Origin of the sequence: uncultured Photobacterium sp., from assembly GCF_947502415.1 — a bacterium.
Taxonomy (GTDB): domain Bacteria; phylum Pseudomonadota; class Gammaproteobacteria; order Enterobacterales; family Vibrionaceae; genus Photobacterium.
Genome location: NZ_CANMZV010000004.1, coordinates 244325 through 257709 on the forward strand (window position 1 = coordinate 244325; position 13385 = coordinate 257709).

The 13385-nt window shown below is 43.2% G+C and carries 12 protein-coding genes and 1 pseudogene; 3 read left to right on the plus strand and 10 right to left on the minus strand.

All coding sequences use genetic code 11. The annotated features are described in order from the left end of the window. Positions 1-29 precede the first annotated feature (29 nt). Positions 30-788, minus strand: a complete 759-nt coding sequence (locus Q0852_RS06470) for a sulfite exporter TauE/SafE family protein (protein ID WP_299015618.1) — start codon at positions 786-788, stop codon at positions 30-32. Between the two features lie 119 nt (positions 789-907). On the opposite strand from Q0852_RS06470, the gene Q0852_RS06475 reads away from it, so the two are divergent. Continuing rightward, on the plus strand, positions 908-1531 hold the full coding sequence (locus Q0852_RS06475) for a DUF2057 domain-containing protein (RefSeq protein ID WP_299015524.1): 624 nt from the start codon (positions 908-910) through the stop codon (positions 1529-1531). 63 nt (positions 1532-1594) lie between these two features. Here Q0852_RS06475 and Q0852_RS06480 read toward each other — a convergent pair whose 3' ends face one another. Genes Q0852_RS06480 through Q0852_RS06490 form a run of 3 tightly spaced genes read right to left on the minus strand, consistent with a single transcriptional unit; the run spans position 1595 to position 2329 of the window. Then, positions 1595-1837: a hypothetical protein gene (locus Q0852_RS06480; protein WP_299015527.1), complete on the minus strand. Its 243-nt coding sequence runs from the start codon at positions 1835-1837 to the stop codon at positions 1595-1597. 36 nt (positions 1838-1873) lie between these two features. Next, the gene (locus Q0852_RS06485; protein ID WP_299015620.1) at positions 1874-2083 is read right to left on the minus strand and encodes an HDOD domain-containing protein; all 210 of its coding nucleotides are present in this window, start codon (positions 2081-2083) and stop codon (positions 1874-1876) included. Positions 2084-2086: 3 nt separating this feature from the next. Continuing rightward, entirely contained in the window at positions 2087-2329 is a 243-nt protein-coding gene (locus Q0852_RS06490) for a hypothetical protein (protein WP_299015530.1), read from the minus strand. Between the two features lie 437 nt (positions 2330-2766). Here Q0852_RS06490 and Q0852_RS06495 point away from each other — a divergent pair. Next, positions 2767-5412: pseudogene (locus Q0852_RS06495) on the plus strand (glycosyl hydrolase family 18 protein); the annotation flags it as partial. 553 nt (positions 5413-5965) lie between these two features. After that, on the plus strand, positions 5966-6613 hold the full coding sequence (locus Q0852_RS06500; RefSeq protein ID WP_299015533.1) for a murein L,D-transpeptidase catalytic domain family protein: 648 nt from the start codon (positions 5966-5968) through the stop codon (positions 6611-6613). A gap of 715 nt (positions 6614-7328) precedes the next feature. On the opposite strand, the gene ald is transcribed toward Q0852_RS06500, so the two are convergent. The 6 genes from ald to Q0852_RS06530 all read right to left on the minus strand — a co-directional run bounded on the left by ald (position 7329) and on the right by Q0852_RS06530 (position 13359). After that, on the minus strand, positions 7329-8444 hold the full coding sequence (ald, locus tag Q0852_RS06505) for an alanine dehydrogenase (protein WP_299015536.1): 1116 nt from the start codon (positions 8442-8444) through the stop codon (positions 7329-7331). A 505-nt stretch (positions 8445-8949) separates the two neighbouring features. Continuing rightward, positions 8950-9216: a hypothetical protein gene (locus Q0852_RS06510; protein ID WP_299015539.1), complete on the minus strand. Its 267-nt coding sequence runs from the start codon at positions 9214-9216 to the stop codon at positions 8950-8952. A gap of 46 nt (positions 9217-9262) precedes the next feature. After that, positions 9263-10105: an HAD family phosphatase gene (locus Q0852_RS06515; RefSeq protein ID WP_299015542.1), complete on the minus strand. Its 843-nt coding sequence runs from the start codon at positions 10103-10105 to the stop codon at positions 9263-9265. Between the two features lie 205 nt (positions 10106-10310). Beyond that, positions 10311-11543, minus strand: a complete 1233-nt coding sequence (gene arsJ, locus Q0852_RS06520) for an organoarsenical effux MFS transporter ArsJ (RefSeq protein ID WP_299015545.1) — start codon at positions 11541-11543, stop codon at positions 10311-10313. A gap of 104 nt (positions 11544-11647) precedes the next feature. After that, positions 11648-12649 (minus strand): ArsJ-associated glyceraldehyde-3-phosphate dehydrogenase, encoded by a 1002-nt coding sequence (locus Q0852_RS06525; RefSeq protein ID WP_299015548.1) that lies wholly within the window; start codon positions 12647-12649, stop codon positions 11648-11650. Between the two features lie 209 nt (positions 12650-12858). After that, entirely contained in the window at positions 12859-13359 is a 501-nt protein-coding gene (locus Q0852_RS06530) for a phosphatase (protein ID WP_299015550.1), read from the minus strand. Positions 13360-13385 lie beyond the last annotated feature (26 nt).

Genomic DNA, 13385 nt, shown 5'->3' on the forward strand with positions numbered 1-13385 from the left:
TTTATTTTACCTACGTTTCCTTATAATGATCAGCTAAGCATGGCTGCAATACACCCACATAGCGTCATCAGGAAAAGAAACCATTTCAATGTCTCAGGCTTTGCCTTAATAGCCATCTTCACCGCAACATGGGCACCAAGCATCGTACCCACAGCTAAAATTAATCCAGGCAACCAGAGTACAAGCCCTTCTGCGACAAACAGCACCAAAGCCACCACAGTAAACACCAGAGTACACAGCATTTTCAGGGCGTTGGCCCTGACCAAGTCATACCTCAGCGTCCCGGCCAACGCAGCGAGTAACACAAAGCCAACACCTGCCTGAACAAAGCCACCGTAAAAACCGGCCAGCCCAAGCCCCCACCAGGAACTAGGTGTATCTCGCACCTTGCGACTCAATGTTCCCGGTTCGGGAGCCACAATTGATGGCCTGACTAAAATAATCAGCGCCATCGCCAGCATCGTGCCAAGTAGCAATGGCTTTACCCACCCAGATGGCGCATAAGCTGCCGCAGCCGCACCAAGAAGGCCGCCAATGATAGATGGAATAAGAATAGGAACGGTATCATCAGTCTCAAGCTTACCGTGCTTCTTAAAACCAAGAAGACCAATAACACTCTGAAGAACAACTCCCACCCGATTGGTAGCATTGGCGACTTCAGCCGGCATCCCCATAACCATCAGAGCCGGCAACGTTAAATTAGAACCGCCACCAGCAAGCGTGTTGATAATACCAGCAGCAAAACCGGTAACCATCAATAAGCCAACCTGTAAAAGACTAATGTCCATATCCATTATGAAATTCCTTAATTATTAACTTGTTATACATTATTCTTGGTCCTATACGCTACAGTGTTCAGGCTTTCGCCGCCAAACTGCAGTGATAACAGAATCATCAAGGAATTGACATGAAATTTCGTACCGCCATTCTGGCCCTAACCGCATGTGGGCTAAGCTTTCCTTCGCTTGCCGATATCAAACTAGAATTACCTTACAGCGCCGAACTCGTTCTGGTAAATGGAATTGAAAAAGATGGAAATGATCCTCTGGTATTAAAAAATGGCGCAAACCAAATTGCCTTTCGTTATCAGGATGGCTACCGAGAAAACGGCGAGTACCAAATATTCAAGTCAGATGTGATTGTCATGAAATTCAGCGGCGAGGATGCCAGCTACCGCCTCAAGCTACCTAAATTGCGCACCGAACCTGAAACTCGCAGGTTCAATTCTAAACCAAGCATGACTCTGACAGATCACCAGAACCATGCGGTTAACTTTTCTCAAGACAAGTTGATGAAATCAGGCATCCAGTTTGGTCGTGACTATGAGGCCGAAATTGCGGCTTACAACCAAACCGACAAACCTGCAGCAGTAAAATCAGCGGCTGCAATTACAACACTTTCGGCAATGGCAAACATAGATGAAAAACAGAAAGGGAAAAATGTTGCCGAATCAATGTTGAACTACTGGTATGAGCAAGCCGATCCAGCGACTCGTGAACGTTTTAAGGCGCGTATAAACCAAGAGCACTAAGACAGATAGCAAAAAGCTCAGCATTGCTGAGCTTTTATTTTAGTTCATCAGATAATTGTCGGGTTACATTTCTTCCAACATTTGCTGATAGAATTTAGGCACCAAATCAACCGGCAATTTACACCGAGCACTTAGCCTGTTGAGAGCCACCCAATCAGCCCCTTCATAAGCAAGGACGATATCAACCAATTGTTTAAGCTCACACTCTTTTCCTGTAAGAGCCTTTCTGATATCTTGATGTATCTGAAGTAATTCCAGTGCCTCATCTATATCAAGCCCCAAGATATCTGGAAGACTTGAGAACAAACCGCAGAGAAACGCCCTATCAATTACTGAGTGACTTTAACCCATTTTCTTAGCCAACAGCTCACAAAAACGAACTCTGCCTGCAACCTTTAAATAAATATCACACGATCGAAAATCCGTCAGCTCTTGTGTTGTCAAAAGAGAGATAAATTTCCGCATATTATTCTCTCCGATAAAGCAAATTGCCTGCTTTATCGAATAAATACCCGACTCTCTTCCGTACATTGCTGAATTAAGAAAAGAAATACCCTAAGACCCCCCCTTCAATGTATTGCGCTCAAAAGGGATAATCGCAGTCTTATTTTCTGATAATTGCTCAAGCCCGGCTTTAACAAGCACTTCATGCAACTGCTTGGAATCAAATTTACCGCGAAAGACCGCTGAAAGAATGCATTTGTTGGACAATTGGTCCTGATTCATAAAGTTGAACTGGTAGGCAACCTTATTCTTTTTTGCGTTATAAATCGGTTGTCGTACGGCGAAAGATTCCATTAAAGATAGACTCTGGCACCCATAGAAATATGCAAAAGCTTCAATACAGCTATTTTGTGGCTAAATATTTCGCCAAGCCTTTATATAAATGCCCTATTAACAAGTCAAACAATAGCCATTGTGGCACGCTATTTTAAATAGTGTTCGTTATTCACTTTATCTATAGCGCCCTTTGCTATGAATTTATTCATCTAAAGCATTTCATAGGGTTAACTCAAACATTCCAATTTGGCCGAATAATTAGTTACCTGTGCAAATTAAGATGGTCAATATTACATAATATACACATTCCGATGCGACATAACATGTAAAAAACAATAATTTATGGTGATAAAATAACCAGGGTTTCTATAGTTACTTTACGGTAGAACTTAAGTGTGATTATGCCGTATTTACTTTTTTACCAATTGATGAAACAACGACTTAAGGATGAATCCATGAATCATTCGAAACACGGAAAGGTGGTAAAACAAACCTTCAAGCTTAGTGCCCTCACTGCTTCATGCCTACTCGCTTTCAATGTGCACGCTGCTATGGATTGCAGCACAATCGAAATCTGGGATAGTAGCCAAGCATACAGTGGCGGAGTTCAGGCCCAGGAAGCAAATAAGGTTTATAAAGCGAACTGGTGGACCAAAGGGAACAACCCTGCCAACCATTCCGGGCCTCATCAGGAATGGAGCTTTGTTGGTGACTGTAGTTCTGGCGGCTCCAATATCCCGCCATCTGTCGATCTGAGCCTATCCGCTACAACTGTCGATATCGGCGGAACCGTCACCTTCTCTTCGAATGCAAGTGACAAAGACGGTAAAATTGCTAAAGTTGACTTCTTCGTCAACGGTTCCTTAGTGGGCACCGCAGCGACATCACCATACACACTTACTTATACCGCTAAACAGGGTGGAACACTTAAAGTCATTGCCCGCGCCACCGATGATCTTGGCGCAACGACAGACTCGGCTAGCACACTGCTAACCGTCAATGGTGGCACACAAGTAGATAGCTGCCGACCTGATGGCCTGTATCAAACCGAAGGGGTAAATGTTCCTTACTGTACCAATTATGATAAAGAAGGCCGCGAATTAATGGGCGCCGATCACCCACGCCGTGTGATTGGTTATTTCACAAGTTGGCGAGCCGGAAACGACCCTCAAAGCGCTTATCTGGTTAACGATATCCCATGGGAACAACTAACCCATATTAACTACGCCTTTGTCAGTATCGGCGCTGACGGCAAAGTCAACATAGGTAATGTCAACGATCCAAGTAACCCGGCAGTTGGTATGGAATGGGATGGTGTCGAAATAGATCCGACACTCGGATTCAAAGGACATTTCGGCGCACTGGCTACTGCCAAAGTAAAACATGACGTGAAGACATTAATTTCTATCGGTGGTTGGGCAGAAACCGGCGGTCACTTCGGCGCTGACGGTAAACGCGTGGCAGATGGTGGATTCTACACCATGACAACCAATACCGATGGTAGTATCAACCATGCAGGCATCCAGAAATTTGCCGATTCCGCAGTCGAAATGATGCGTAAGTATAAGTTCGACGGCCTGGATATCGACTACGAATACCCAACCTCAATGGCTGGTGCCGGTAATCCAGATGATCGTGCCTTCATGGAGCCACGCCGCCAGTACCTATGGGCATCGTACCAGGAACTAATGAAAGTTCTGCGTGAGAAGCTTGACCATGCTTCAGCTACAGATGGTGTGCACTATATGCTGACCATCGCAGCGCCTTCATCAGGCTACCTGTTACGTGGTATGGAAACATTTGATGTCACTCAATACCTAGACTACGTCAACATCATGTCTTACGACTTGCACGGTGCCTGGAACGAACATGTTGGCCACAATGCTGCACTGTATGACACAGGTAAAGACTCAGAGCTTGCCATGTGGAATGTGTACGGTACTGCAGCATACGGTGGTATCGGTTACCTGAATACCGACTGGGCTTACCACTACTTCCGAGGCTCAATGCCTGCTGGCCGTATCAACATTGGTGTCCCTTACTACACCCGTGGTTGGCAAGGCGTTAAAGGCGGAGAAAACGGCCTCTGGGGTAAAGCTCCTCTGCCGAACCAGTCTGAGTGTCTTCCTGGAACCGGCGAAGGCCAAAAGAACAACTGCGGTAACGGCGCAATGGGTATTGATAACCTGTGGCATGATAAAGGTGCTGCCGGTAACGAAATGGGCGCAGGCTCTAACCCAATGTGGCACGCCATGAACCTTGCCCAAGGTATTTACGGTAGCTATGCAACGGCCTATGGTCTTGATCCGGCGACTAATCCGCAGCACAAGCTAACCGGTACCTATCAGCGCAACTACGACAGCGTTGCTGTGGCACCGTGGCTCTGGAACGCAGAGAAGAAAGTATTCCTGTCAACTGAAGACAAAGAGTCAATCAACACCAAAGCCAATTATGTTATCGACAAAGAAATTGGCGGTATCATGTTCTGGGAACTGGCTGGTGACTATAACTGCTATGTGTTAGATGCCAACGGTAATCGTACCACTATCGATACCACCGAAAATGCCTGTAAGACCGGCAACGGTGAATATCACATGGGTAACACCATGACCAAGGCGATCTACGACAAGTTCAAGTCTGCCACACCTTATGGTAATAAGGTTGCGGTTACTCCAACGCCAACAGAAGCACTCGATATCACTGTATCGATTAGCGGCTTCAAAGTCGGCGATCAAAACTACCCAATCAATCCAAAAATCACCTTCACCAACAACACAGGTCAAGAGCTGCCTGGAGGTACTGAATTCCAGTTCGATATTCCAGTATCAGCACCAGACAATGCCAAAGACCAATCGGGTGGCGGCTTGAAAGTCATTGCATCTGGTCACAGCCGGGCCAATAACATTGGTGGATTAGATGGTGTAATGCACCGCGTCGCCTTTAGCTTACCAAACTGGAAAGCTTTACCGGCTGGCGGTACCTATGAACTCGATATGGTTTATTACCTGCCAATCTCCGGCCCAGCCAACTATAGTGTCAACATCAACGGTAAAGACTATGCGTTTAAATTTGAGCAGCCTGAATTACCACAAGGCAATCTGCAACCATAACCAATGGTTGCAATAAGTAAACTCAAATAGGCATAAATCACCAGCCCTGTCGATTTCCTGCCAGGGCTGGTCATCAAAAAACACAAATAAAAAGACACAAACACAACTTTCTGCCCCAGTACTACATCACATACTCAACCAGTGTAATACTCGAAAATTTAAACACTCGTTTGAGAGAATAAAAAATGCGATATTGTGCTCATTTTTTAACCAAACGGTTAAAATGGTAAATTTTCATTATTTACGGGCGTTTTCCGTTTTTTTTCTATTAAAAAACAGAATACTAACCCTAGAACAATATCTACTATCTTATATTTGATCCATTATTATCAGGCATGAGACAGAATGTCAGATAAAAGTAAATATTGAAAATAAAGCACTGTTAATAAAATATTTTGACATGATACTGATGAATTAAACTAGATTTTTTTTCACTTTTCTCCCTTTCCTAACGCCAGTCACAGCCTCTATAAATTCAAATCTTTTGTGGTAAAGTCACGACCTCATACTAATAAACCCAACAATAGAGTGTTCAATAAGAAAAATGAAGAAGGCGATTTACCTATTCATCTGTGTGCTTTGCTATTTACCTTTACACGTTTCAGCAAGTAATAGTCATAGTAATTCATATAGTGAAAGTGAAAATCATGATGTCGTTATTAACTACGTATATAAAGAGGCAAAACTAAAGGGAATAATCAATTATCAAGTATTTAAAAATGGGTATAACGCGTACTTTAATACAAAGACAAGAAAGAAACAGTTGTTAACGATTATTGATTACAGTAAGCCCTCAACAGAAAAACGCTTTTTTGTTATAGATTTAAAACGTAATAAATTAATTTACAATACCTATGTTTCTCATGGTGTAAACAGCGGAGGTAGAAAAGCAAGCCGCTTTTCAAATATCGTCAACTCAAAACAAACTTCTCTTGGGACGTTTTTGACTGACAGTACTTATTACGGAGGGAATGGATACTCACTAAAACTAGACGGGCTAACACACGGCAAGAATGATAACGCCCGTCGCCGATACATCGTTGTTCACGGTGCAGACTACGCGTCAGAAGCTTTCATCAAGCGAAATGGCTATCTTGGTCGAAGCTGGGGTTGTCCGGCATTACCACGAAGCCTTTCACGTAAAATCATAGATACCATTAAAGGTGGCAGTGTGATTTACGCTCATGCATAATTTCAAATACTTAGAAGGCATTTAGCCGAATAAATGCCTTCTATCTGTTTTTCCGCTCTTTTTCCATCATCCTATCTCTCTTTCGCTCTCTCGAGCATTAACTTTTACGACTATTCCCAGTGGTTGCATAGTGTTTTAACTAAATGTCTATCCAACTATTATCAAGATATGTAATAACAAACACCTACCAATTATATATTGATAAAAACCGAGAAATCCTCCTAGATTGGCTTCTACCAAATACCATCAATTTCTCATCATTCATACCAATTACCCTAATGATTAACTCTTATCAATTTTAAGATGCTCCCCATGTAAGATAACGCTTTGTAGCTTAATAAAACCTTAAGAAGCCATTCATTGACTTTGTTTACCTTCACAATAAATACATAAACATTAAAATCAATGTAAGAACGAGCTAGCCCCGCATTATAATCACATACAGCAAAGTTCAACATAAAACCAAAATCATACATTTATCAACTTCCATCCTTTAAAACCAACTCTTAAAATGAATGTTAATTTAATACAACAAAAAAATATTACCACAAAAAAGTTAAGTAGAACTAACAAACATAGTTAAAGCACTATTGAACATAAAATTAATATAGATGAGAGATAATCATCATTTCATTTAAGCATTACTTTTTTGCCTTTATAAAAAGCAAAAAAATCCCTGCATAAACAGAGATTTTTTAATAAAGGTAAAAGAGTTTTATGCGAGAGCATCTTCAGCTGTGATATATGGAAGATCCAATGCTGTCGCTACTTCCTCACAAGTGATCTTGCCGCGATAAACATTCAAGCCCTTCAACAAATGGTGATCTTCTTGTAGTGCAGCTTTATAGCCTTTATCCGCCAGCTTCAAGATATAAGGTAGAGTCACATTATTCAGCGCAAATGTTGAAGTACGTGCGACCGCACCAGGCATGTTCGCAACGCAGTAATGAACAACATCATCAACAATATACGTTGGCTCGCTATGAGTAGTCGCATGAGAAGTTTCAACACAACCGCCTTGGTCAATAGCGACATCAACAATTGCCGAACCTGGCTTCATCTTCGTAATCATTTCCGCAGTAACAAGTTTCGGAGCTGCAGCACCGGCAACCAATACCCCACCGATTACCAGGTCAGCCTCAAGTACATGCTTCTCAATAGCGTCTTTGGTAGAGAAAACACAATGAACATCACCACCGAATTGAGCATCAAGGCTACGTAATACGTCAATGTTACGATCAAGCACAACCACATTGGCACGGAGACCGACAGCCATTTGCGCAGCATTTGCACCAACAACCCCCCCACCGATGATCACGACTTTCGCAGGCTCAACACCTGGTACACCCGCAAGTAACATACCACGGCCGCCTTTGGACTTTTCAAGTGCAAAGGCACCAGCTTGAACTGACATGCGTCCGGCAACTTCTGACATTGGAGCAAGCAGAGGCAAGCGACCGTTGTTATCTGTTACCGTTTCGTAAGCAATACAAACAGCTTTGCTGTTAATCAAATCAAATGTCTGTTCTGGATCTGGCGCAAGGTGAAGATAAGTAAACAGAATTTGACCTTCACGAAGCATCGCACGCTCAACAGCCTGTGGTTCTTTAACTTTAACAATCATCTCTGATTCAGCGAATACAGATTCCGCTGTCGGCAGAATTTGAGCTCCTGCATCAATATAATCCTGATCACTAAAACCGATTCCTACACCAGCTTGCGTTTCCACATACACTTTATGGCCATGTAAAACGGCTTCGCTAACAGAGGCTGGAACCATACCCACACGGTATTCATGAACTTTGATTTCCTTCGGTACACCAATAATCATCTTCGTATCCTTGCTGCCTTATTTAAAAGATATGTAAACGATAAATAAAATCCCGTAAAATGTGCCACCAAATATTAACCTAATTACAACAAATGAATCTGGTATTTTCTTCTGTTCCAGCACAATGAACCGTTTTTGACTCAGCTCACACAAGAAAAATTCGATATCTACGACCAAAGTAGAACAGCAAACCACCCTTAGCCGTAAAGCTGGTTTTTAATACCAATCACCGACTTATATTAAGGCTTAAACACTACTCAAAAACCACAAATAACAAGTAGATATCAGTCTGTTACTGATAAATCATCTAGGATAAAAGACACTTAATCTTAATTTAATAGCATAAGAATCTAACTGGGCGAGTTATCTTGTTTACCATCAATGATAACAACCGACACAAAAAACAAACACTAATCACTACTATGTTTACTCAAAGGCGTAAAAATTGGCACAAAAAAAGCCGCGTAAGCGGCTTTTCATAAAAACAGTCAAAACAGATTACTGTTTAGTCCTCATACTCCCAAGGCATTTCTGGTAACGCATTCAAGTTTTCTGCATAGCGCTTAAGGTCAAAAGAACCTTCATTTTTCACTACATCAAAAACCTCAACAGACAAAGCACAGGCAATCATTTGAATTGCTTCTTCTCTTGGAGTACCGGTCATCATTAACCGCATCAACGTCTCTTTGACCTTAATCGGATTACCTTCAGCCAGCTGATTTTCTACCGTTTCCACCAGCATATCGCCAGTCATGATCTCATCATTTTGCATAATATAGCCTGTTAGTCGGTCAACATTCCTATTCTATACCACGTAATTACTGGTTTACATCAGCAACATGTTTTTCATTCAATTCCCGCTTACTATTTAGCAAGCCAGCAACGACTGGATGGGCATCCATAATTGAAGAAAAATGATAGTCTGGCATTACATGCCAGTTATTTTCTTCCTCGTTAACCAGTACCACTTTCAAACCAGCCGAAGTTGCAGATTGCATGCCGGTAAGGCTATCTTCGATAGCAATCACCCGCGAAGTGCAATAACCAAGTGTTTTGCAAGCCAATTGATAAATATCCGGTTCCGGCTTATTGTTCTTAACGTCTTCACCACAAAACACATGCTCAAACAAATCAAGCCAGCCATGGCGTTGTAAAATCCCTTCGACATATTCTCGGGGAGCTCCAGTGACGACAGCAAGAGGAAGGCTACCATGGAGATCTCGCAGCATGGTATCAACACCATCTTTAGCCGGTATTGTTCCCTTCATCAAAGCATCGTGAGTTATTTCGACCATCTGTTCAAGGATCTGCTCAACTGTCGGCTTTAGGGAAAAACGGTCTTTCAGATCTTGCGCTACTTTTATCCAAGTTACACCGGCATAATCACGCAAAAACAGATCTGATGGGATTTCCACTTCATTTTGTGCCAGATAATCCGACCAATTTTGGGCATGAAATACCTCTGAATCAACTAACGTCCCATCAAAATCAAAACAAATTGCCTGCATAGTGCTTCCCGCCATAACCAACTGATAAATCGAACGTCTATAATACCAACCGGGATAACACGGCGTCGAAGCAATTTTTACAATCAGCAGAAAACAAAGAAGTTTATGAAGGAAACGAAGGTGCATCGCCTTCATCAAGCGTTGCGCAGCCATGTTTATAGCAAACTGAATAATAAACTCGCCCTTCGGGAGCGTTTCAGCCGCTCGATACTAGCCCCAGCCTGCATCTTCATCAATTTAGATTGCTCTCGAACGGCTGAAACACTCTGATTGGAGCAGATTGTTGTTCAGTTTGATACTACAGCCAGAAAGTAAATCAGTCATAAACGATGGCTACTACTGCTTGTGAAAAATCAACTTAACTCACAATTTGAGCTTTAGGATGAGCAGGTAGTCGAATAGAAATGATGGTTGTGATCAGCAGAAAAGCAAAGGATACCCATAAACAGGCTGACAGCCCGGCCATTTGGTAAATCCATCCTGATAGGATAGTTCCGATCAATCGCCCCATCGCATTGGCCATATAATAAAAACCGACATCAAGCGACACACCGTCATCTTTTGCATAACTAACGATTAAATACGAATGCAACGATGAATTTACGGCAAACACAGCACCAAAAATCAATAAACCGGCGACAATGGTAAGCTCTGGTTGTATACCAACCTGCACACCTAAAGCAACCAATGCTGTAATCATCGAGAGTAAACCAGACCAGCCCAGTGCCGCCTTACCATCAGGAACAATGCCTTTCGCCTTGCCAGTGATCCGCGGAGCAATCCCCTGCACAAAGCCATAACCGATCACCCAAAGAGCCAGGAAACCGCCGACCCATGTATGATCCCAGCCGAAAACTTGTCCCAAATAGATTGGTAAAGCAACAACAAACCAGACATCACGGGCCCCAAACAAAAACATCCGCGCGGCAGACAAAATATTAATACTGTCACTCTTGGAAAACAGATGAGTAAACTTTACTTTCTTTTTGGCTTTACCCATTCCCTTTTCCAGCCACAGCAAACTCATTGCAAGGACAACGATCAAGACAACCGCCATCACAATAACCGCCGCTTTAAAGCCGATAGTTGCCAGTAAAATACCACCAACAAAGAACCCGGCGCCTTTCAAAGCGTTTTTAGAACCGGTCAGAATTGCAATCCATTTATATAGTGCGCCTTGCTGATCCCCCGGAACCAGAGTCTTAATCGCACTTTTTGCACTCATCTTATTCAGGTCTTTTGCAATCCCCGATAAGGCCTGTGCCAACATCACCCATGGCACTGTCAGGTAAGCAGATGGAACAGCCAGCATCAACAAGGCAAATACCTGCATCCCGAGGCCAATATTCATTGTTCGGTTCAGCCCCAACTTGGCACCAAGCCAGCCACCAACCAGGTTAGTGACAACACCAAAAAACTCGTAAAACAAAAACAGCGATGCTATCTGCAACGGCGTATAGCCCAGCTGGTGGAAATGCAGCACCACCAGCATCCTCAGCGCACCATCTGTTACCGTAAAGTTCCAGTAATTAAACGTCACCAACATATATTGGCGCACATCTTTAGATAACGCGGAAAAAGCGGCAATCATGCAAAATTCTCTTTCTTATGTATTTCTTAATTAATACGACTAGCTGGCCAGCCAGCAAAAAGAGACCGGCTGGACATAAAACAATAAATTCACAAATAACAGTGCTATGCCAAACCTACTTTTCGGATGAGCTCCGAAGTTCGGGTCGCATAGCCCATTTCATTATCATACCAGGCATAAACCTTCACCATGCGGTCATTTACTACCATGGTTGACATTGCATCAACAACGGTTGAACGTTGGTCACCTTTGTAATCAATCGACACCAATGGGCGCTGCTCATAACCAAGAACACCGGCAAGCTCACCTTCTGCGGCCTCTTTTAGTAATGCATTCACCTCTTCTGTCGTGGTATCGCGGCTAACATCAAAGATAATGTCGGTCAGTGATGCATTTGCCAACGGTACACGAACTGCATGACCGTTAATCTTGTCTTTTAACTCGGGAAAGATTTCAACAATTGCTGTGGCTGAACCGGTTGTCGTTGGGATCAAACTCATTCCGCATGCACGAGCGCGACGCAAATCTTTATGTGGTGCATCCAGAATCGTCTGGGTATTCGTTAAATCATGAATTGTCGTAAAGGAGGACTGCTCAACCCCTAATTTCTCATGGATCACTTTCACAATCGGAGCTATGCAGTTCGTCGTGCATGACGCCGCTGTCACAATGCGATGCTTCTTGGCATCAAATAAATCATCATTTACACCAACAACAACATTCAGAACACCTTCTTCCTTCACTGGCGCCGAAACAACCACGCGCTTCACCCCCTGATCCAGGTATTTTTGAAGAAAGGTCGTTTTACGGTGAACGCCTGTCGCTTCAAGTACAACATCGCAGCCAGACCAATCGACCGAGTCAATATCTCGCTTTTGGCTACAACGGATCTCATGATCTCCAATAGCAATTGTACCATTGCCAGATTTCACTTCATGGTTCCAACGCCCCTGAACGGAATCAAATTCCAACAAGTGCGCAAGCGTATGGGCATCACCAGCAACGTCATTAATCTGCACAAATTCGATTTCAGGCCAATCATACGCAGCGCGCAGTGCAAGGCGACCTATACGTCCAAAACCATTGATACCTACTTTCACAGCCATTGCTACTTTCCTTCTCTAACATCCTACGAATACTATAGCTGACAATATATCCGAACGACCATATATATGGCAAGGCATATATAGCAAGGTTGAATCACTGATGCCAGAATTTTATTCATACAAAAAACCCCACGTTATGTGAGGCTCTAAGTAACTTGAAACTAAATAGACGCTTTGACTATTTTAAGGAAGCTAAGATCATATTTAACTTAGTCTTTTTTAAACTTCTGGATGTAATCAATATGAGCTTGTCGGGTAAATGCCCCAGGGCGCAATGCCTGAATTTTTTCAATTGCCGAATCAAGAGATTCGCCACGCTCAAGCATGATACGAGCCGCAATCAATCCGGTACGACCAGATCCGCCCATACAGTGAACAGCCAAGGCTTTACCTTCATCCAACATTTCTTGCGCCGCCTTATTAGCATCCGGCCAGTTTGCATCAAAGAGTTCGCCCGGCGCACAATCATCTTCAATAGGCAGGTGGAACCATTGCATACCCAACCCAGCACAAGCATCTGCCAGCAGCTGGAGACCACCGCCCGGTAAATCACCGGGTTCTAACGCCGTTAATACCGCAGTTGCACCGGCCTCTTTAAGCTGAAGCAATGAATGATGTAAATCAGTCTCTTTGGTACCCGGGCATGGTGTAAGCAACAATTTAGCGCCACCAACCAATGGTAGCGTCCAGAATGGGTGCGTTTGTGACATATTACTTTCCTGTATATTAAATAAAA